Here is a 19,825-nt window from a genome sequence, read left to right as displayed (position 1 = left end):
TGCACCCGATGCGTGTCGTCGGAGTTCGGGTCGAACTCCCCGCGAACCAACCGGTCGTGCTGCTGCGCGAGGAGGACGGCGTCCGCTACCTGCCGATCTGGATCGGCGCCGTCGAGGCGTCCGCCATCGCGTTCCAGCAGCAGGGTGTGCAGACCGTCCGGCCGTTGACGCACGACCTGCTGCGTGACGTCATCGCCGCGCTCGGGGTCGAACTCGAGGCCGTCCACATCACCGAGATGCGCGACGACATCTACTACGCCGAGCTGCGCTTCAGCGGCGGCGTGACCGTCAGCGCGCGGCCGTCCGACGCCATCGCCCTCGCGTTGCGCGCCGAGGTCGCGATCCTCGGCTCCGACGCCGTCCTCGACGCGGCCGGGATCGAGATCCCGGACGAGCAGGAGGACGAGGTGGAGAAGTTCCGCGAGTTCCTCGACACCATCACGCCGGAGGACTTCGCCTCGGGCGGGTGACCGTCCAGGTCACGATTGGGTCAACCTCGACTCGAGGGTTATCCCCAACGGCGCGTCGGATTGACCGGCCCGCACGACGCGGCCTACCGTCGCAGAGAATCACGACGGTGCAATTACACGGCGTGTGCCTCCATCCGCGGACGGCACCGGTCGTGCGGACGGAACCGAACAGGGGCGCATGTGATGGACGAGCAGCCGGTGCAGCAGTCCCTGTTCGCCGAGGACCCGGCGCTGGCGCCCGTCGTCGACGACGTCGTGACCGTCGGCTACCGCGGCCCCACGGCGTGCGCGGCCGCCGGCATCACCTACCGGCAGCTCGACTACTGGGCCCGCACCTCGCTGGTCGTGCCGACCGTCCGCAGCGCGACCGGCTCCGGCAGCCAGCGGCTGTACTCGTTCAAGGACATCCTCGTCCTCAAGGTCGTCAAGCGACTGCTCGACGCCGGCGTCTCGCTGCAGAACATCCGCGTCGCCGTCGAGACGCTGCGCTCGCGCGGCGTCGCCGACCTCGCGCAGGTGACGCTGCTGTCCGACGGCACCACCGTCTACGAGTGCACCTCGTCCGAAGAGGTCGTCGACCTGCTGCAGGGCGGCCAGGGCGTCTTCGGCATCGCGGTCAGCGGGGCGCTGCGCGAGCTGCGCGGTTCGCTCGAGCAGCTGCCCAGCGAGCGCGCCGACGTCGGCGTCGAGGACGTGCCCGCCGCGTCGGACGCCGACGACGAGCTGTCGCGCCGGCGGCGCGCCCGCTCCGCCACCGCCTGATCGCGTCAGCCGTCCCGCGGGACCTTCGGCTGGTAATCTCGTAACCGGCTGTTTCGTCACGCGCGGGAGAGCTGCGAGGGCGTCGATCCCGCCAGGAACGACGCCGGCAGCGCCGAAGGGGCAACCTCCCCGGAACCTCTCAGGCACCAGGACCGTGCGCCGACAGGCCACTCTGAAGGGATCGTCCCGACAGAGGGGGACGCCGTCCGGCGACGGCGAGAGACCACCCTCGGGATGACGATGCCTGTTCGACCTGAGCTCTCCGACCTCGAACGCGACGACCACTTCGCGCGCCGCCACATCGGAACGACCACCGGCACGCCCGACGAGGCGACCATGCTGCGCGCCCTCGGCTACGATTCGCTCGGCGCGCTGCTCGCCGACGCCGTGCCGTCCGGCATCCGCGAGTCCGAGGCGCTGTCGCTGCCGGCAGCCCGGTCCGAGGCCGAGGTGGCCGAGGAGCTGCGCGCGCTCGCCGACCGCAACCAGGTGCTGACGTCCATGATCGGCGTCGGCTACCACGGCACGATCACCCCCGCCGTCGTCCGCCGCAATGTGCTCGAGAACCCCGCCTGGTACACCGCGTACACGCCCTACCAGCCCGAGATCAGCCAGGGCCGGCTCGAGGCACTCATCAACTTCCAGACCGTGGTCGAGGACCTCACCGGGCTCGCGATCGCCGGCGCCTCCGTGCTCGACGAGGGCACCGCGGCCGCCGAGGCCATGGCGCTGGCCCACCGGGCCGCGAAGGCCGGCGACACCTTTGTCGTCGACGGTGACGCCCTGCCGCAGACCCTGGACGTGGTGCGTACCCGCGCGACGCCGCTCGGGCTGAAGGTCGTCGAACACGACATGGCCGACGCCCTGCCCGAGGGGGACGTCTTCGGCGTGCTCGTGCAGTACCCCGGTGCGTCCGGCGCGGTGAGAGATCTGGCCCCGATCGTCGCGGCGGCGCACGAGCGCGGCGCGCAGGTGATCGTCGCCGCCGACCTGCTCGCGCTCACGCTGCTCACCCCGCCCGGCGAGGTCGGCGCCGACATCGCGGTCGGCACCACGCAACGCTTCGGTGTGCCGCTCGGCTTCGGCGGCCCGCACGCCGGTTACCTCGCCGTCCGTTCCGGCCTCGAGCGTCAGCTGCCCGGACGGCTCGTGGGCGTGTCGGTCGATGCCGACGGCGCGCCCGCCTACCGGCTCGCGCTGCAGACGCGCGAGCAGCACATCCGACGCGAGAAGGCGACGTCCAACATCTGCACCGCCCAGGTGCTGCTGGCCGTCATGGCCTCGATGTACGCCGTGTACCACGGTCCGGACGGGCTGCGCGCGATCGCGCGGCGCGTACACCGGCTCGCCGGCATCCTCGCGGCGGGGCTGCGCGAGACCGGTGTGGAGCTCGCCGGCGGCCGTTTCTTCGACACCGTCACGGCGTCGGTACCCGGTCGCGCCGACGCCGTCGTCGCGGCGGCGCTCGAAGGCGGCATCAACCTGCGCCGGGTCGACGCCGACACCGTCGGCGTGACGTGCGACGAGCTCACGACGCGCGAGCACGTCGCAGCGGTGTGGCAGGCCTTCGGAGCGGCTCTCGGTGTCGACGACGTCGAGCGGCTGGACGCCGGCGTCGACTCGATCGAGAACCGGACGTCGGAGTTCCTCGCCCACCCGGTGTTCCACCGGCACCACAGCGAGACGTCGATGCTGCGCTATCTGCGGCAGCTGTCCGACCGCGACTACGCGCTCGACCGCGGCATGATCCCGCTCGGCTCCTGCACGATGAAGCTCAACGCCACCACCGAGATGGAGCCGGTGACGGACCCGGGCTTCGCGAACATCCACCCGTTCGCGCCGCACGGGCAGTTCGACGGCTACCTGCAGCTGTTCGAGGACCTGCAGACCTGGCTGGCCGAGGTCACCGGCTACGACACCGTGTCGCTGCAGCCCAACGCCGGCTCGCAGGGCGAGTTCGCGGGCCTGCTGGCGATCGCCAACTATCACCGCGCCAACGGCGAGGCCGCCCGCGACGTCTGCCTCATCCCGGCCAGCGCGCACGGCACCAACGCGGCGTCCGCGGTCATGGCGGGCCTGCGCGTCGTGGTCGTCAGGACCAGCGGCGACGAGGGGGAGATCGACCTCGCCGACCTGCGCACCAAGATCGACAAGCACCGCGACGAGCTGGCCGCGATCATGATCACCTACCCGTCGACGCACGGCGTCTTCGAGGACCACATCCGTGAGGTGTGCGGGCTCGTCCACGACGCAGGCGGACAGGTGTACGTCGACGGCGCCAACCTCAACGCGATGGTGGGCCTGGCCAAGCCGGGCCACTTCGGTGGCGACGTGTCGCACCTCAACCTGCACAAGACGTTCTGCATCCCGCACGGCGGCGGCGGTCCGGGCGTCGGCCCGGTGGCGGTGCGCGAGCACCTCGCGCCCTACCTGCCCAATCACCCGGCGCAGGCCGCGGCCGGTCCCGCGTCGGGCAGTGGCGCGGTCTCGGCGGCGCCGTGGGGTTCCGCGGCGATCCTTCCGATCACGTGGGCGTACGTCCGCATGATGGGCGGCGAGGGGCTGACGGCGGCCACGGGCGCGGCGATCCTCGCGGCCAACTACGTGGCGGCGCGGCTGCGCGAGCACTTCCCGGTGCTGTACACCGGCGCGAAGGGCCTCGTGGCCCACGAGTGCATCCTCGACCTGCGCGGCATCACCAAGGCCACCGGCGTCACCGTCGACGACGTCGCCAAGCGGCTCATCGACTACGGCTTCCACGCCCCGACGATGTCGTTCCCGGTCGCCGGCACGCTCATGGTCGAGCCGACCGAGTCGGAGAACCTCGCCGAGCTCGACCGGTTCGTCGCCGCCATGATCGCGATCAAGGCCGAGATCGACCGGGTGGCGGCGGGGGAGTGGCCGGTCACGGACAACCCGTTGCGCAATGCCCCGCACACCGCGTCGTGCGTGATGGGCGACTGGGAACACCCGTACTCGCGCGAGCTGGCGGTGTACCCGGCCGGCGTCGACCGCCGCTCGAAGTACTGGCCGCCGGTGCGCCGCATCGACGGCGCATACGGCGACCGGAACCTGGTGTGCGCGTGTCCACCCCTGGAGGAGCTGGCCGAGGCGTGAGCCGAGGTTGTTCATAACGATTACCGACTAGGGTGGCGTGATGGCCCCGACGAAGCAGCGCGCCACCCGCCAGGGCGGAGCGGTCCGTGAGGCCCTGCGCGCCCAGGGTGGTTTCCGCAGCGCGCAGGACGTGTACGCGCAACTGCGGACGGACGGCGGGTCCGTAGGCCTGTCGACCGTCTACCGGCACCTGCAGTCACTGGTGGACGAGGGCGTCGTCGACGTCATTCACACGCCGGACGGCGAGGCGACCTACCGCTACTGCGGTGACACCGCGACCGACCACCATCACCACCTGGTCTGCCGGGTGTGCGGCCGCACGGTGGAGATCGAGGGCCGTGCCGTCGAGCGCTGGGCCGGCGAGGTCGCGCGCGAGCACGGGTACACCGATGTCGACCACACGGTCGAGCTGTTCGGGCTCTGCCCGCAGTGCGCCGCCGCTCGATGATCGAGATCGACCGGCCGCGGTTCGAGCAGATCGTGGCCGAGGCGCTCGACACCCTGCCGCCGGAGTTCACGAAGCTGATGCGCAACGTGGTGGTGCAGGTCGAGGACGGCGACGATCCGCACCTGTTCGGTCTCTACGAGGGCATCCCGCTGACCGAGCGGCTGTCCGACTACGCCGGCGCCATGCCCGACCAGATCACGATCTTCCGGCTCGCGACCCTCGCGGCGTGCGACAGCGAGGACGAGGTGATCGACGAGGTGCGCACGACCGTCGTGCACGAGGTGGGGCACCACTTCGGCATCAGCGACGAACGATTGCACGAGCTCGGCTACTGACGGCGCCCCTAGCACGCGGCACCGACTCCCACGGGCACGAGCGTCCACAGGGCGGCCGCCGTCCACAGCGCGGCGGCACGGTCGGCGCCCGGACGCTGCGACGGCCGAAGGTGATCCCCGAGGCCGCACGGTGCGGCCGGTGAGGGGAAGACGATGCGACGTCTGATGACGAGGGTGGTCGTGCCGCTGATCGCGGTGCTGTGCGCGGCGCTGTCGGTCGTGAGCGCTTCGGGCGCGTCGGGTGCGCGGCCGTCCGTGCGGCCGGTCGAGGTCGGCGGCATGGTCGTCGAGCACCTGCCGCGCGGCCTGGGCACGAGCAGCGACGGCGAGTACGAGTACGACGACGTGACGTTCGCGTCGCGCACCTGGGAATCCCGCCGCTGGTACGCGGGCTCGGGCTGGGGCTGGCAGGTCGACGCGAACATCGTCGTGCTGCGCGGGGAGAAGCTCACGACGCCGCAGGCGTTGCAGGACTGGTACGTCGAGTACGAGGACCGGCCCGAGGGCGAGGCCGTGTACCGACCGACCGTGGTGCGCGGCCACCCGGGCTATCGCTGCGCGGACAAGGTCGTATGGCTGGTGCGTCCCGGTCTCGCCGTGACGGTGTACCTCGACACCCACCGCTGGTCGCAGCGCGAGCTCGGGCGGACCGCCAGGTCGGTGCACCCGGCGCGGTGACGGGCGCGAACGCGTTTGATCACCGCGCGAGACTCGGGCGATGACGTCCACGATCGAGGCAGTGTTCCCGCCGTTCGCGCTGCGGGTGTCGGCGGGTCCGCTCGAGCTGCGGCTCGTACGCGACGACGACCTGCCGGCGCTCGTCGACCTGGCGGTCGAGGGTGTGCACGACCCGGCCGTCATGCCCTTCGCGGTGCCGTGGACCGATGCGCCCGCGGACGAGCTCCCGTGGCGGGCCGCCGCCTACCACTGGCAGACGCGGGCGGGGCTGGGTCCCCACGCCTGGAATCTCAACCTCGTCGTCCGGCACGAGGGCGAGGTGGTGGGTGTCCAGGGGCTGCACGCGCGCGACTTCGCCCTGGTCCGCACCGCCGAGACCGGGTCGTGGCTGGGCCGGCGGCACCAGGGACGGGGCATCGGCACGGCCATGCGGCGGGCGGTGTGCGCGTTCGCGTTCGACCACCTGGGCGCCGAGCGGGTGACGTCCGGCGCGTTCGTCGACAACCCGGTGTCCGGCGCGGTCAGCCGCCGGGTCGGTTACGCGCCGGACGGGGCGCCGCAGGCCCGGGTGCGCCGACCGGGTGAGCGGGCGCTGCACCAGCGCTGGCTGCTGACGCCGGACGCGTTCGCGCGGGGTGACGTGCCGGTGCGGGTCGAGGGTGTCGCAGCCCTCCGACGGCATCTCGGCCTGCCCGCGGAGGACGGCTGACCGGACGGGCAGGATGGCGGACGTGTTCACCTCCGTGCCCGAGGTCGCGACGGCGCTGGCCGGTGCCGGCTACCTGGCCGACACCGCCACCGCCACCACCGTGTACCTGGCCGCCGCGCTCGAACGTCCGCTGCTCGTCGAGGGCCCCGCCGGCGTGGGCAAGACCCAGCTCGCCCGGGCGGTCGCCGACGCCACCGGCGCGGGCCTGATCCGGCTGCAGTGCTACGAGGGCCTCGACGAGGCCCGGGCGCTCTACGAGTGGAACTACCGCAAGCAGCTGCTGCGCATCCAGGCCGAGCCGGCCGGCGACGCGGCAGGGGCGACGTGGGAGCGCACGCACGACGACATCTTCAGCGAGGAGTTCCTGCTCACCCGTCCGCTGCTCACGGCGATCCGGCGGGACGAGCCGACGGTGCTGCTCATCGACGAGGCCGACAAGACCGACGTCGAGGTCGAGGCGCTGCTGCTCGAGGTGCTCTCGGAGTTCCAGGTGACGATCCCGGAGCTCGGCACGGTCACTGCCACGCGGCGGCCGTTCGTGGTGGTCACGTCGAACGCGACGCGTGAGCTGTCCGAGGCCCTGAAGCGGCGGTGCCTCTACCTGTACCTCGACTATCCGCAGCCCGACCGGGAGCGGGACATCATCGTGTCGCAGGTGCCGGGCGTGCGGGCCGAGCTCGCCGAGCGCATCGTGCAGACCGCGGCGACGCTGCGTTCGCTGGAGCTGAAGAAGTTGCCGTCCGTCGCCGAGACGATCGACTGGGCCCGCACCCTCGTCGCCCTCGGCCGCGACGACCTGGACGAGGAGACGGTCGCCGCGACGCTCGGCGTCGTGCTCAAGCACCGGTCCGACCAGGAGCGGGCGGTCAAGGAACTCGGCCTGTGAGCGACACGCTGCTCGATCGACACGTCGCCTTCACCGCCGCGCTGCGCGAGGCGGGACTCGTGGTGTCGGTCGCCGAGAGCCTCGACGCCGTCCGCGCGGCCGGGGCGATCGACCTGCTCGACCGCGAGCAGCTGCGGGCCGCGTTCGCCGCGTCGCTGGTGAAGCGACCGCTGCACCGTCCGGTCTTCGACGCCGTGTTCGACCTCTACTACCCGCCGGTGGTGGGCGCGTCGTCGCGGCCGGCCACCGAGCGCGAGGCGCCGCCGCGGGACCCGGACGCGGCGCCGCGCGGCCCGCTGGAGGACCCGGTGCGGGACCGCATCCGTGATCAGGTCGCCGACTTCCTGCGCGAGGGCGGCGACGACGCGCTCACCGACGCGGTCCGCGACGCCGTCGACGCGTTCGGGTCCGTGCCCGGCGCCCGCGGCGGGCGTTCGTGGTCCCAGCTGTCCGTGCTCACGAGGGTGTCGGCCGGCACGCTGATGGCGCAGGTGCTGCAGCAGGCGCTCGTCGGCAGCGACAGCGGTGGGTTGGCCGAGAAGCGGGTGCGCACGGCCGTCGCGGGGCGCATCGAGCGCTTCGAACGCGCGGTCGGCTCCGAGATCGCCCGGCGCATGGCCGAGGACGGCGACCCGGCGAAGGTCGCGCGCACCGCGGCCCGGCCGAGCCTGGACACGGTCAACTTCCTCGGGGCCACACGCGCCGAGGTGGCGGCGCTGCGCCGCGAGGTCCAGCCCCTCGCGCGGCGACTCGCGGCCCGCCTCGCACAGGACGAGCGCCGCGGCACGCGCGGTGCGCTCGACATGCGCGCCACGATGCGTGCGGCGCTGTCGTCCGGCGGTGTGCCGATGCAGACCGAGCACCGTCCGAAGCGCCCGCTCAAGACCGATCTCGTGGTGCTCTGCGACCTCAGCGAGTCGGTCACCTCCTTTGCGCACTTCACACTGCTGCTCGTGTACGCCCTGCGGGAGCAGTTCAGCCGGGTGCGCGCCTTCGGGTTCGTCGACGAGCTGGACGAGCTGACGCGGTTCTTCCGTCCGGGCGCCGACGTCGTCGATGCCCTGACCCGCCTCGCCGCCGAGGCCGACGTGACCTGGTTGTTCGGACGCACCGACTACGGACGTGCGCTCGAGCTGTTCGCCGATCGTCATGCCGGCGCGGTCGGCCCGCGCACCTCGCTGCTGATCCTCGGCGACGCGCGGTCGAACTACGGCGAGCTCGCTCTGCCGACCCTGCGCACGCTCGTCGGACGGGCGAAGCACGCGCACTGGCTCAACCCCGAGCGTCGGGCCGCGTGGGACACCGGTGACTCGCGGGCGAGCGACTACGGCGCGGTGGTGCCGATGGTCGAGTGCCGCAACCTGGCACAGCTGAGCGAGTTCGTCCGCGACCTCGCTCGCTGAGTCAGGCGGCCAGCGTCCGGCGGTCGACCTCGGTCAGCTCGTCCGACTCCTCGGACCCGGCCGAGCGGCGCAGGACCGTCTCGGCGCGCCGTCCGTCGAGCACGAGCTCGGCGATCTCGGAGCCGAAGAACGGGCCGGCAAGTCGCTGCCACCGCACCGACACCGGCGGCACGCGCAGCACCAGGCCCAGCAGCACGCGCACGAACCGCTCCGTCACCGTGCTCCACGAGATGCGGAACGCGAGCTTCATGAACCCCGGCACGTAGTTGTGCAACGGCGAACACGTCAGCTGGTAGACGCGTGAGGTCACCGGCTGCGCGAAGGTGGCCTCGGCGACGTACGCGTGGTGCACGTCGCCGGAGAGCACGCACACCGTCGCCGGAGCGGGTCCGCGCTCACCCGCGGCCACCGAGCGCAGCAGGTCGCCCAGCCGCTCGAAGGACGTGAGGAAGGACGCCCAGTGCTCGAGGTCGGCCGCGCGGCGCAGCTTCTCCGACCAGCGGGCGAACCGGGCCCCGCGGCCGCCCGAGCACAGCGCCTCGTTCCACGACTCGATGTCGTGCAGCGCGCGGGCCATCAGCCACGGCAGGGACGTGCCGACGAGCAGGTGGTCGTACCCGCCGTCGGCCGTGTCGTCGACCTGCTGTTCGATCCACGCGAACTCGTCCTCGTCGACCATCGAGCGGCGGCCGTCGGCGAGGATCCGTCCGCACCGGCTGTCGATCATGAGCAGCCGGGTGCGGCCGAAGTCCCAGCGGTAGGACCACCGGGCGCCCTTGTGCCCGTCGGCCTCGCTGTCGGCCCTCGCCGCGAACGCCCGCAGGACCAACGTGTTCTCGGCGTCGGTGCCGTGCCGCAACTGCTGGAACACCTCGTTGTCGGCCAGTTCGGCGGGGGACAGGTTGCCGAGGTGCTGGTAGACGAAGTAGGACCCGAGCCCGCCCTCGATGCGGGTCTGCCACCAGTCGGTGCGCCGCATGTCCTCGCGCCACTCGTGCGAGGTGTTCCAGTCGTCGCGCACGTCGTGGTCGTCGAAGATCATGCAGCTGGGGACGGTCGACATCAGCCAGCGGACGTCCGGGTCGGTCCACGACTCGAGGTAGAGCCAGGTGTACTCCTCGAAGTCGGCGATCTCCTCGCCGGCGCCCGACTCGATGTCGCGGCGGGCGCGGATGCGCCGCTGCGTCGCCTCCGACGTCTCGTCCGCGTACACCTGGTCGCCGAGCATCACGAGCGCGTCCGGCCACTGGTCGTCGGACGCGTCGGTCAGCACCCGCGAATAGCAGGCCAGCGAGTCGGGGTCGAACTTCTTGTCCGACAGTTTCACCGCGCCGCGGCCGTAACGGCAGGATCCGAACGCGAGACGGACGGGCCGGTCGGGATCCTGGGTGCGGATGCGGCTGCGCGGACGCGACGATCGCGGGTCCGGCCAGACCTCCTCGCCGTCGAGGCGGACGTCGTACTCCGTGCTGGTGCCCGGCCGCAGACCGGTGATCTGCACGAGCGCGTAGTGGTGACCCTCGACCGTCCACGTGGGCTCATGGACGCCGGCGATCGTCACCTCGCACGGCGCGTCGGTCTCGACCCAGATCGTCGCGCTCGTCGCGTCGACGTAGCGCAGCAGGGGTCCGATCAGCAGGCGGGGCACGGTGCGGGTCATACCCCGTAGCGGTGCCCGCGCATCGCCTGCGGCACGCAGAATGCCGTGCGGGTGCGCCAGGTGCCCGTCGCCATGTGTCCGCAACCTGCGCGGGCTACTGTGGCGGGATCGAGAGAGGGGGCCTGACATGCCTACTCATGAGTCCGGCCAGTCCAGGCCGCAGAAGCAGACCGAGGACCAGGTCGACGAGGCCGTCGAGGCGAACTCCGACGTCGCCGAGCGGCACGAGAAGCTGACCGAGGACGTCGATGCGATCCTCGATGAGATCGACGACGTGCTCGAGACGAATGCTGAGGACTTCGTACGAAGTTTTGTACAAAAAGGCGGCCAATGACCTCTATGTCCGATTGTCGGGCCGCACTGAAATTGTCGTAACTGCGACCTAATTTGGTGGCATGACGACGAAGTTCTGCAAGGACTGCCAATCGGATCTTCCGCTGACGTCATTCACGCGGAACGAGCGCAACGCCGATGGGCTCTCCTTCTACTGCGCGCCGTGCTCGCGCCGTCGTGTGATCGAGAGTCGCCGGCGGCGACTCGGCCCGCCTCGCACTCGCCATGGGCAAGGTCCGGCCGATGTCCCCGTGGGGTCGAAGTGGTGTCCGGAGTGCGATGCGGTCAAGCTGCTCGACGCATTCGCGCCGAACCAGGCACAGGCGAACGGTGTCAATCCGTACTGCACGCCCTGCTTCAACTCCATCAAGGACCGCAACCGTGCCAAGGTGCACGGATCGACGCGCAACTATCACCTGAAGCAGCGCTACGGCATCACCGAGGCTGACTTCGACGACATGCTGGCAGAACAGGGCGGCGTCTGTGCGATCTGCCGCGAGGCGCCGGCGGCTCACGTCGACCACGACCACGCGACCGGACGTGTGCGTGGTCTGCTCTGCTTCAACTGCAACGGTGCGCTGGGCCAGTTCCGCGACCGCGCCGACCTGATGATGCTGGCCGTGCACTACCTCGAGCGCGGCGCGGCGGCGACCTACACCCGTCCGCCCGGGGTGGTGGTGGCGTTCGCGCCGCCGTTCGAGGACCCGCGCCCGCCGGACGAACCGCGCGACATCCCGCCGAGCCTCATCGCCTGACGGTGCCGCCGCAGCGGCTGCGTCCCGATCGGTAGGGTCGAAAAGACAGGGCCCGCGAGCAGAGGAGAGCGCGTGACGATCGACGGACGCACCGGACGACCCGCAGTCGGTGACCTCGGCATCATGCGGCACGCGACGGCCCCGGGCTCGTCGTCGTTCACCGACTTCCTGTCCGCCGCGGCACCCGGCCTGCTGCCGAGCGCACCCGACCCGTCGCTGACGGTTCCGCACGCCACCACGATCGTCGCGGCGCAGTTCGCCGACGGCGTCGTCATGGCCGGCGACCGCCGCGCCACGATGGGCAACCTGATCAGCCAGCGCGACATCGAGAAGGTCTTCGCCGCCGACGACTACACGCTCATCGCGTTCGCGGGCGTCGCCGGGCTCGGCCTCGAGATGGTGCGCCTGTACCAGGTCGAGCTCGAGCACTTCGAGAAGATCGAGGGCACCGAGCTCACGCTCGACGGCAAGGCGAACCGGCTCGCCACGATGATCCGCGGCAACCTGGGCATGGCGTTGCAGGGCCTCGCCGCGATCCCGCTGTTCGCCGGCTTCGACCCCGAGGTCGCCGACCCGGCCGCCGCGGGCAAGATCTTCAGCTACGACGTCACGGGCTCGTGCTCGTCCGAGCGCTACTTCCACTCGATCGGGTCCGGGTCGCTGTTCGCCCGCGGCGCGCTGAAGAAGCTGTGGCGCCAGGGCATGTCACGCGACCAGATCGTCCGCGTGGTCGTCGAGTCGCTCTACGACGCCGCCGACGACGACTCCGCCACCGGCGGTCCCGACGTCACCCGCCGCATCTACCCCGTCGTCATGACCGCCACCGCCGAGGGCACCGTCCGCATCGCCGAGGACGAGCTCGACACCGTCGTCCGCTCGATCATCGCCGAGCGCGAAGCGCGCCCGGGCGCCTGAGCCGGCCGAGACCCAGGAGACCGACATGAGCATGCCGTTCTACGCCTCGGCCGAGCAGATCATGCGCGACCGCTCGGAGTACGCGCGCAAGGGCATCGCCCGGGGCCGCGGCGCCGTCGTGCGCACGTACGCCGACGGCATCCTGTTCGTCACCGAGAACCCGAGCTCCGCGCTGCACAAGGTCAGCGAGATCTACGACCGCATCGGCTTCGCCGGCGTCGGTCGCTACAACGAGTACGAGAACCTGCGCGTCGCCGGCATCCGCCTGGCCGACCTGCGCGGCTACAGCTACGACCGTCGCGACGTCACCGCCCGCGGCCTCGCCAACGCCTACGCCCAGACACTCGGGGCGATCTTCACCGAGCAGCAGAAGCCGTACGAGGTCGAGATCGCGGTGGCCGAGGTCGGCACCACCCCCGAGGACGACCAGATCTTCCGGCTCACCTACGACGGCACCATCGTCGACGAGCCCGAGTTCCTCGTCATGGGCGGCCAGGCCGAGGCCCTCACCGCCGAGATGCGGCGCGTCTACGTGGCCGGCGAGTCGCTGCGCGACGCGCTCGCCTCGACCGTCGGCGCGCTCATGACGACGGCCGACAACGGCCGGGTGCTCACCGCGGCGCAGCTCGAGGTCGCCGTGCTCGACCGCAACCGCGGCAAGCGCAAGTTCCGCCGCTACGCCGGCAGCGCGCTCACCGCGCTGCTGCCCGAACCGACCACCGCCGAGGACGCACCGGCCGAGTCCGGTGACACGCCGAGCGGCGGCGCGAACCCGGACGGCCCCACCGACGCGGGGACCTCCGGGCCGGCCGAGGCGTAACCCCGGCCGGCCCCACCGACGCGGGGACCTCCGGGCCGGCCGAGGCGTAACCCCGGCCGGCCCCTCGGCGCGGGTCAGCCCGCGACGACCTGCCCGTCGACGACCTTCACGGCGATCTTCGGCAGCGGCGACGGGGCCGGCCCGCCGAGCACGGCGCCGGTCTCGGCGTTGAAGGTCGACCCGTGGCACGGGCACGCCAGCTGCTTGCCGTCGGGGGCCACCGAACACCCCTGGTGGGTGCACACGTTGCTGAAGCACGCCACCGCGGTGGCCGAGGTCTTCGTCAGCAGCCCCTTCTTGCCGCCGGGCAGGTCGACCTCCTTGGGCTCGCCCACCTTCAGGTCGGCCAGTGCGGCCAGGGAGTCGCCCGAGGCGCCACCGGACGACCCTCCCTGGGACGACGAGCCCTCGGACGTCGGCGCGGCCGAGGTGCCGGACGGCGCGGACGTCTCCGGCGGCTGGGACTTGCCCGACGTCGCCTCGGGGGAGCCGTCCGAGCTGGAGCAGGCGGCCAGCGCGGCGACGCCGGCGGTGGCAGCCCCGGCGACGAGAAGGGTGCGGCGGGTGACGGAGGAATCGATGCTCATACCCGCTGCAACGGCGATCGCCCCGGATCGGTTCAGTCCTCAACCGGATTCGAACCGGAACCTCAGCCGATCCGTAGTGATGATGTGGCACCCGCGACGTCGACGTCCCTGCGTGCGGACAGGACACTGGCCGATGTGCCCGACCGTGCCCCGACCGGCGGCGCCGCGACCAACGGCGCCCTGCTGCGCGCGCTGCACGACGAGCACGGGCCGGCCCTGTGGTCCTACGTCGTCGGGTTGACCAACGGCGACCGCGACCGGGCGCAGGACGTCGTGCAGGAGACGTTCCTGCGGGCCTGGCGCAACCCGTCGGTGCTCACCCGGCCGTCGCCGCGCGCGTGGCTGTTCACCGTGGCGAAGCGCATCGTCATCGACGAGTGGCGCTCGAGCCGGCACCGCCGCGAGCGGGTCACCGACACGGTCCCGGAGCAACCGGTCCCGGACGCCACCGACCACGCGGTCGACCGCCACGTCGTGCTCGCCGCCCTGCGCACGCTGTCGCCCGAGCACCGGGCCGTGCTGCACGAGACCTACTTCCGCGGCGCCTCCGTGAGCGAGGCGTCCCGTGCCCTCGGCGTCGCGCCGGGCACCGTGAAGTCACGAACCCACTACGCCCTGCGCGCGCTGCGCGTGGCCCTCGACGAACTGGGAGGTGTCTCGTGAGCGGCTCCGTCATCGGAGACGACCCGTTCCGGCACTACGACGGCGCCTACGCGCTCGGCACGCTCGACTCGGACGACCGGGCCGCGTTCGAGGCGCACCTGCCCGGTTGCCCGGCGTGCCGCGCCCGGGTCGCCGAGATGCGGCGGACGGCCGACCTGCTGCGCGCCGTGACGGCAGCGGACGTCCTCGGTGCGGCGGCATCGGACGCTCCCGCGGCCGACCTCCCGGACGAGTTGCTGCCCGGGCTGCTGCGGCAGGCCGGTCGCGAGCGTCGCCGGCGACGGACGCTCGTCACGACCCTCGCCGGCGTCGCGGCCGCGGCCCTGGTGGCGCTCGTGGTGCTCGTCTGGCCCAGCAGCGGTGGCGGCGTGCGTCCGGCCGAGCAGGCGTTCGCGCCCGTCCGCCCGTCGACACCGGTGCACGCCACGGCGGTGCTGACGTCCGAGCAGTGGGGCACCCGCATCGACCTGCGCTGCCGCTACGAACTGCAGCCGCTGCGCCCGATCACCTACCGGCTCGTCGTCGTCGACAAGGACAAGCGCAACCACGACACCGGCAGCTGGGCGGTGGCGCCCGGAACGACCACGTTCGTCGGCGGCACCGAGGTGTCGAAGGACCGCATCGCGCAGGTGCAGATCACGATGGACGACGGCCGTCCGATCATGATCCTGGAGCCCTGAGGCGCGAGCGGACGGTCAGTCGCCCAGTACCTGGTCGACGAACGGCGCGAGCATGCGCCCGACGCCGGTCGCGACCACGCCGGGGTCGTCGTCCGGCACGATCGCGTGACTGATCGCCAACCGCACCAGCGAGTCGGCGACGATGCGGGTGTCGGGCGGCGGCACCTGCGGCCAGATCTCGGCGATCAGCTCGGCGATGCGTTCGCCGGCGACGGTCTGCCCGACGCCGGTGAGCATGCGGGTCAGCGACCCGGTCTCGGCGTCGTTGAGGACGAGCTGCACGATCGGCTCGTCCGAGGCGAGCTTGAGGAACAGCTCGAACGCGCTGCGCAGCGCGAGGTGGGCGTCGTCGGCGTGCGAGCGCACCGCGTCCGCGACGTCGACCATGATGCGTTCGATCTCGTGGGTCACGTACGCCTCGACGAGCGCCGGACGGGACCCGAACTCGTTGTAGAGCGTCTGCCGGCTGACACCGGCCGCCTTCGCGATGTCGGCCATCGTGGTGGCCGCCCATCCGCGGGTGCGGGTGAGTTCGTCGACGGCGCCGACGACGGTCTCGCGCAGCAGGGCGCGGGCAGCGGCTGCGTAGGGGACGGCGGGAGTCACGGGGCGCCGTCCGCGGCGACGAAGTCGACCTTCTCGCGCACGCCGCAGTCGGGACAGGTCCAGTCGTCGGGCACGTCGGCCCACGCGGTGCCCGCGGGGAAGCCCTCGCGCGGGGCACCTGCGGCCTCGTCGTAGACGTAGTCGCAGACCTCGCAGCGGTACCGGGCCATGACCTCAGGATGCCAAACCGGTCAGGCGGCCCGCGGCTCGGTGGCCTCGGGGCGGCCGTAGCGGGCCAGGATCTTCTCGCGCTTCGAGGGCTGGATGTTCGCGAGCGTCACGTCGCCGTCGTAGTGCTCGAGCACGCGATGGTCCATGACGCGGCGCCACAGGGGCGGCACGTAGGCGATCAGGATCATCGCGGCGTAACCCGCCGGCAGCTGCGGCGACTCGTCGAAGTGGCGCAGCGACTGGTAGCGCCGCGTCGGGTTGGCGTGGTGGTCGCTGTGCCGCTGCAGGTGGTACAGGAACAGGTTGGTCGTCAGGTGGTTGGAGTTCCAGCTGTGCCGCGGGGTGACCCGCTCCGGACGTCCCTTGTCGGTGGTCTGCCGCAGCAGTCCGTAGTGCTCCAGGTAGTTCACGGCCTCGAGCAGGCTGAACGCGAGAACCGCCTGCAGCAGCAGGTAGGGCAGGGTGCCGACGCCGAACAGCAGCACGACGACGGCCCACAGGACGACCGTCATCGCCCACGCGTTCAGCACGTCGTTGCGCCACGACCACACGCTCTTCTCCATGCGGCGCAGCCGGGTGCGTTCGAGTTTCCAACCGTTGCGGACGGAGCCGGCGACCGTGCGCGGCCAGAACGCCCAGAACGACTCGCCGAGCCGGCTGCTCGCCGGGTCCTCGGCGGTGGCGACACGCACGTGGTGCCCGCGGTTGTGCTCGACGAAGAAGTGGCCGTAGCCGCACGGCGCGAGGGCGATGCGGGCGAACCAGCGCTCGTGCTGCTCCTTCTTGTGGCCGAGCTCGTGCGCGGTGTTGATGGCGACGCCGTTGAGCATGCCCATCGAGACGGTGAGGCCGACCCTGTCGATCACGGCCATGCCGCCGTTGCGGGTCATGAGCCAGAACGCGAGGAAGAACGCGAGGTACTGGCAGGGCAGGAACAGGTACGTGACCCAGCGGTAGTACCGGTCCTGCTCGAGCCAGGCCAGGACGTCCTCGGGAGCGTTGGTGGGGTCGTCGCCGATCACGACGTCGAGCAGTGGGATCGCGACGTAGAGCACGAGCGGGCCGATCCACCAGAACACGCCCCACCCGGTGAGGTTGACCAGGCCCCAGCCGACGAACAGGAACAGCGGCACGACCATGCCGAGCAACCACAGGTACCGCTTGCCGTCGCGCCACGCCGGACGCTCGCCGGACATCGACAGCTGGGCGTTCGACACCGAAAGGCTCATGGTCCAGACCGTAGACACGACGGCCTGGTTTGTAAACCTCTGGCGTGGACGCCCCGCTCCCCACACCGGTTGAGTGGCGCGAAACCCCGCCGAGTGGCGCGGATTTCCGCGCCACTGGCGAGGTTTCCGCGCCACTCGACAGGGTGGGTGGACGGAGCCGGGCGGGTCAGACGACCTTGATCTCGTCCTGCAGCGGGGTGTCGTCGGAGCTGGTCCCGGCGTAGACCTCGACGGTGCCGGTCTCGACGAGAAACGAGGCGTCGCTGTCGTAGAACCCGACGTCCGACGGCGTGAGGGTGAAGCGCACCGTCCGCTTCTCACCGGCCCGGAGAGTGACGCGCTCGAAGCCGCGCAAGCGCCTCACCGGCTGCACGACGGACGCGACCGGGTCGTGGATGTAGAGCTGCACGACCTCGTCCCCGGCCACCGAGCCGGTGTTCCGGACGTCGACGCTCACCCGCACCTCGCCGTTGCGGCGGCGCAGCGTGTGCGTCGACAGCCGCAGGTTCGACACCTCGAACGTGGTGTACGACAGGCCGAACCCGAACGCCAGCTGCGGTCCGCTCGGCAGGTCCAGGTACTTGGACGAGTACTTGTTGTCCGGGTCGGCGGGACGTCCGGTGTTCTCGTGGTTGTAGTAGATCGGCACCTGCCCGACGGCACGCGGGAAGCTGACGGGCAGCTTGCCGCCCGGGTTGACCTTTCCGGTGAGCACGTCGGCGATGGCGTTGCCGCCCTGCGAGCCCGGCGCCCACGCCTCGAGCACGGCCGGGGCGGTGGCGAGCAGGTCGGCGATCGTCAGCGGACGTCCGTTGATCAGCACGACGGCGGTCTTCGGCTGCGCGGCGACGACGGCGTCGACCAGGGCCTGCTGCACGCCCGGCAACCCGATGTCGCTGCGGGCGGCGGCCTCACCGCTCATGTCGGCGGTCTCGCCCACGGCAAGCACCGCGACGTCGGCGGCCTTCGCGGCGGCCACCGCGGCGGCGAAGCCCGAACGGTCGGAGTCCATGACCGCGGCGCCCTTCGTGTACGTCACCGAGAAGCCGGCGTTCTTGAGTCCCTGCTCGATGGTGACCGGGGGCGTGAGCGGTCCGAGGCCCGCCCACGTGCCGTTGAGGTCGGTCGTGGCCTGGCCCAGCGGCCCGATCAGGGCGATCTTCTTCGTCGACTTCGCCAGCGGCAGCACCGCGGAGCCCGAGACGGCGGCGTTGCGCAACAGCACCATCGAGCGCGACCCCGCTGCCCGCGCCGCTCGCGCGTTGGCGGCGCTGATCTTCGTGACGGCCTTCCTGGGGTCGGTGTAGGGGTTGGCGAACAACCCGAGCCGGTACTTGATGCGCAGCAGTCGCCGCACCGCGTCGTCGAGCTGCGCCCGGGTGATGCGACCGGACGCGAGCAGCGCGCGTCCGTAGTCGACGTAGTTCGTCGACACCATCTCCATGTCGACACCCGCCGTGATGCCGGCCGCCGCGGCGTCGGCACCGCCGCCGGCGAGCCCGTGGGCGATGAGCTCCTGGATGCCGGTGTAGTCGCTGACGACGAAGCCGTCGAACTCGTAGCGGTCCTTGAGCACGTCGCGGATCGCGTAGGCGTTGCCGTGCGCCGGCACGCCCGAGATCGTGTTGAACGACGCCATCGCGGTCGCGACGCCGGCCCGGACGGACGCCAGGAACGGCGGCAGGTACAGGTTGTGCAGCCGCTGCAGCGACACGTCGACGGTGTTGTAGTCGCGGCCGCCCTCGGCGCCGCCGTAGGCCACGTAGTGCTTCATGCACGCCGCGAGCCGGTCGTCGTCGGAGTAGTCGCTGCCCTGGTAGCCGTCGACCTTCGCCTCGGCGAACTTCGAGGTGAGGTAGGGGTCCTCGCCGTTGCCCTCGGCGATGCGTCCCCAGCGCGGCTCGTGGGTCACGTCCATCATCGGCGCGTACGTCCAGTGCTGGCCGCTCGCGCGAGCCTCGGCGGCGGAGATGCGGGCGTCGGTGCGCGCGACCTCGGGGTCCCAACTGCTCGCGGCGCCGAGCGGGATCGGGAAGTTCGTGACGTACCCGTGGATGACGTCCAGGCCGAAGATCAGCGGGATGCCGAGGCGGGTCTTCTCGACCGCCTGGTGCTGCACCTCGTCGAGGACCTTCGAGTCGGTGACGCTGAACAGGCCGCCGACGCCGCCCGGCTGCGACAGGCCTTCCTTCGCCAGGTCGGCGGTGTTCACCAGCTGCAGCTGGCCGAGCTTCTCGGCGAGCGTCATCTTCTTCAGCAGCGCGTCGATCTTGCGCTCGGTCGGTTTGTCCAACCGACCATGACCCGGACGACGGGTGTCGCGCGGGAGCGGCGGGTCGACCGGGTTGCGCCTGGCGCCGGGTGCTCCGGGTGCTCCGGGACCGGCGGGCGCCGGCGCCGCCTGGGAGGGCGTCAGGCCGAACACTCCGCTCGTCGCCGCGGCGCCGAGCGCGGTCGCGCCGGCGGCGACGCCGAGCATGCGGCGCCGGGACGGGCCCGACGGTGCTGACGGCTCACCGGGGGAGGGACGAGGGTCGGACGGGGTGTCGACGGTGTCGGTCATGCCGCTCCTTTGCGGGTGGGTCTGCGGACGCCCGA

Annotated in this window: 21 protein-coding genes and 1 riboswitch; of the genes, 15 read left to right on the top strand and 6 right to left on the bottom strand. The window is 71.7% G+C overall.

Translation table 11 applies throughout. The annotated features are described in order from the left end of the window. Positions 1-8: 8 nt before the first annotated feature. The 9 genes from ACYVP9_RS07930 (at position 9) to ACYVP9_RS07890 (ending at position 8,808) form a co-directional block, all read left to right on the top strand. Positions 9-470, top strand: a complete 462-nt coding sequence (locus tag ACYVP9_RS07930) for a bifunctional nuclease family protein (protein ID WP_460604326.1) — start codon at positions 9-11, stop codon at positions 468-470. Positions 471-653: 183 nt separating this feature from the next. After that, on the top strand, positions 654-1,232 hold the full coding sequence (locus ACYVP9_RS07925) for a MerR family transcriptional regulator (protein WP_460604153.1): 579 nt from the start codon (positions 654-656) through the stop codon (positions 1,230-1,232). 53 nt (positions 1,233-1,285) lie between these two features. Beyond that, a riboswitch (glycine riboswitch) is annotated at positions 1,286-1,397 on the top strand. A gap of 75 nt (positions 1,398-1,472) precedes the next feature. Further along, positions 1,473-4,349 (top strand): aminomethyl-transferring glycine dehydrogenase, encoded by a 2,877-nt coding sequence (gene gcvP / locus ACYVP9_RS07920; RefSeq protein WP_460604152.1) that lies wholly within the window; start codon positions 1,473-1,475, stop codon positions 4,347-4,349. 40 nt (positions 4,350-4,389) lie between these two features. After that, positions 4,390-4,797, top strand: a complete 408-nt coding sequence (locus ACYVP9_RS07915) for a Fur family transcriptional regulator (protein WP_460604151.1) — start codon at positions 4,390-4,392, stop codon at positions 4,795-4,797. Further along, positions 4,794-5,132, top strand: a complete 339-nt coding sequence (locus ACYVP9_RS07910) for a metallopeptidase family protein (protein ID WP_460604150.1) — start codon at positions 4,794-4,796, stop codon at positions 5,130-5,132. Before ACYVP9_RS07915 ends, ACYVP9_RS07910 begins: the two co-directional genes overlap by 4 nt. A gap of 165 nt (positions 5,133-5,297) precedes the next feature. Beyond that, positions 5,298-5,810, top strand: a complete 513-nt coding sequence (locus ACYVP9_RS07905) for a hypothetical protein (protein ID WP_460604149.1) — start codon at positions 5,298-5,300, stop codon at positions 5,808-5,810. A gap of 40 nt (positions 5,811-5,850) precedes the next feature. Then, on the top strand, positions 5,851-6,519 hold the full coding sequence (locus ACYVP9_RS07900) for a GNAT family N-acetyltransferase (protein ID WP_460604148.1): 669 nt from the start codon (positions 5,851-5,853) through the stop codon (positions 6,517-6,519). A 13-nt stretch (positions 6,520-6,532) separates the two neighbouring features. Continuing rightward, positions 6,533-7,405: an AAA family ATPase gene (locus tag ACYVP9_RS07895; protein WP_460604147.1), complete on the top strand. Its 873-nt coding sequence runs from the start codon at positions 6,533-6,535 to the stop codon at positions 7,403-7,405. Continuing rightward, entirely contained in the window at positions 7,402-8,808 is a 1,407-nt protein-coding gene (locus tag ACYVP9_RS07890) for a VWA domain-containing protein (protein ID WP_460604146.1), read from the top strand. Before ACYVP9_RS07895 ends, ACYVP9_RS07890 begins: the two co-directional genes overlap by 4 nt. Before the next feature lies 1 nt (position 8,809). On the opposite strand, the gene ACYVP9_RS07885 is transcribed toward ACYVP9_RS07890, so the two are convergent. Further along, positions 8,810-10,468, bottom strand: a complete 1,659-nt coding sequence (locus ACYVP9_RS07885; protein WP_460604145.1) for an alkaline phosphatase D family protein — start codon at positions 10,466-10,468, stop codon at positions 8,810-8,812. Between the two features lie 127 nt (positions 10,469-10,595). Here ACYVP9_RS07885 and ACYVP9_RS07880 point away from each other — a divergent pair, with 127 nt between their 5' ends. The 4 genes from ACYVP9_RS07880 to prcA all read left to right on the top strand — a co-directional run bounded on the left by ACYVP9_RS07880 (position 10,596) and on the right by prcA (position 13,291). After that, positions 10,596-10,802 (top strand): ubiquitin-like protein Pup, encoded by a 207-nt coding sequence (locus ACYVP9_RS07880; RefSeq protein WP_460604144.1) that lies wholly within the window; start codon positions 10,596-10,598, stop codon positions 10,800-10,802. A 61-nt stretch (positions 10,803-10,863) separates the two neighbouring features. After that, positions 10,864-11,556: an endonuclease VII domain-containing protein gene (locus tag ACYVP9_RS07875; RefSeq protein ID WP_460604143.1), complete on the top strand. Its 693-nt coding sequence runs from the start codon at positions 10,864-10,866 to the stop codon at positions 11,554-11,556. A 123-nt stretch (positions 11,557-11,679) separates the two neighbouring features. Beyond that, positions 11,680-12,471: a proteasome subunit beta gene (gene prcB / locus ACYVP9_RS07870; protein ID WP_460604325.1), complete on the top strand. Its 792-nt coding sequence runs from the start codon at positions 11,680-11,682 to the stop codon at positions 12,469-12,471. Between the two features lie 25 nt (positions 12,472-12,496). Next, the gene (prcA, locus tag ACYVP9_RS07865; protein ID WP_460604142.1) at positions 12,497-13,291 is read left to right on the top strand and encodes a proteasome subunit alpha; all 795 of its coding nucleotides are present in this window, start codon (positions 12,497-12,499) and stop codon (positions 13,289-13,291) included. 74 nt (positions 13,292-13,365) lie between these two features. On the opposite strand, the gene ACYVP9_RS07860 is transcribed toward prcA, so the two are convergent. Beyond that, positions 13,366-13,878, bottom strand: coding sequence for a Rieske (2Fe-2S) protein (locus ACYVP9_RS07860; protein WP_460604141.1), 513 nt, complete (start codon positions 13,876-13,878; stop codon positions 13,366-13,368). A gap of 135 nt (positions 13,879-14,013) precedes the next feature. Between ACYVP9_RS07860 and ACYVP9_RS07855 the strand changes: the two genes are divergently transcribed. Beyond that, a complete protein-coding gene (locus ACYVP9_RS07855) occupies positions 14,014-14,541 on the top strand; it encodes a sigma-70 family RNA polymerase sigma factor (protein WP_460604140.1) in 528 nt (175 codons plus the stop codon). Beyond that, positions 14,538-15,221: an anti-sigma factor family protein gene (locus ACYVP9_RS07850; protein ID WP_460604139.1), complete on the top strand. Its 684-nt coding sequence runs from the start codon at positions 14,538-14,540 to the stop codon at positions 15,219-15,221. Before ACYVP9_RS07855 ends, ACYVP9_RS07850 begins: the two co-directional genes overlap by 4 nt. Before the next feature lie 15 nt (positions 15,222-15,236). Here ACYVP9_RS07850 and ACYVP9_RS07845 read toward each other — a convergent pair whose 3' ends face one another. The 4 genes from ACYVP9_RS07845 to ACYVP9_RS07830 all read right to left on the bottom strand — a co-directional run bounded on the left by ACYVP9_RS07845 (position 15,237) and on the right by ACYVP9_RS07830 (position 19,790). Continuing rightward, the gene (locus ACYVP9_RS07845) at positions 15,237-15,827 is read right to left on the bottom strand and encodes a TetR/AcrR family transcriptional regulator (RefSeq protein ID WP_460604138.1); all 591 of its coding nucleotides are present in this window, start codon (positions 15,825-15,827) and stop codon (positions 15,237-15,239) included. After that, entirely contained in the window at positions 15,824-15,997 is a 174-nt protein-coding gene (locus tag ACYVP9_RS07840; protein ID WP_460604137.1) for a rubredoxin, read from the bottom strand. The genes ACYVP9_RS07845 and ACYVP9_RS07840 overlap by 4 nt, the downstream gene beginning before the upstream one ends. 21 nt (positions 15,998-16,018) lie before the next feature. After that, positions 16,019-17,227: an alkane 1-monooxygenase gene (locus tag ACYVP9_RS07835; RefSeq protein WP_460604136.1), complete on the bottom strand. Its 1,209-nt coding sequence runs from the start codon at positions 17,225-17,227 to the stop codon at positions 16,019-16,021. Between the two features lie 166 nt (positions 17,228-17,393). Further along, positions 17,394-19,790, bottom strand: coding sequence for a glycoside hydrolase family 3 protein (locus ACYVP9_RS07830; protein WP_460604135.1), 2,397 nt, complete (start codon positions 19,788-19,790; stop codon positions 17,394-17,396). Positions 19,791-19,825 lie beyond the last annotated feature (35 nt).

The organism is Jatrophihabitans fulvus (assembly GCF_054781375.1).
The sequence above is the reverse complement of the archived record's forward strand: the minus strand, read 5'-3'. Positions and strand labels throughout refer to the sequence as shown.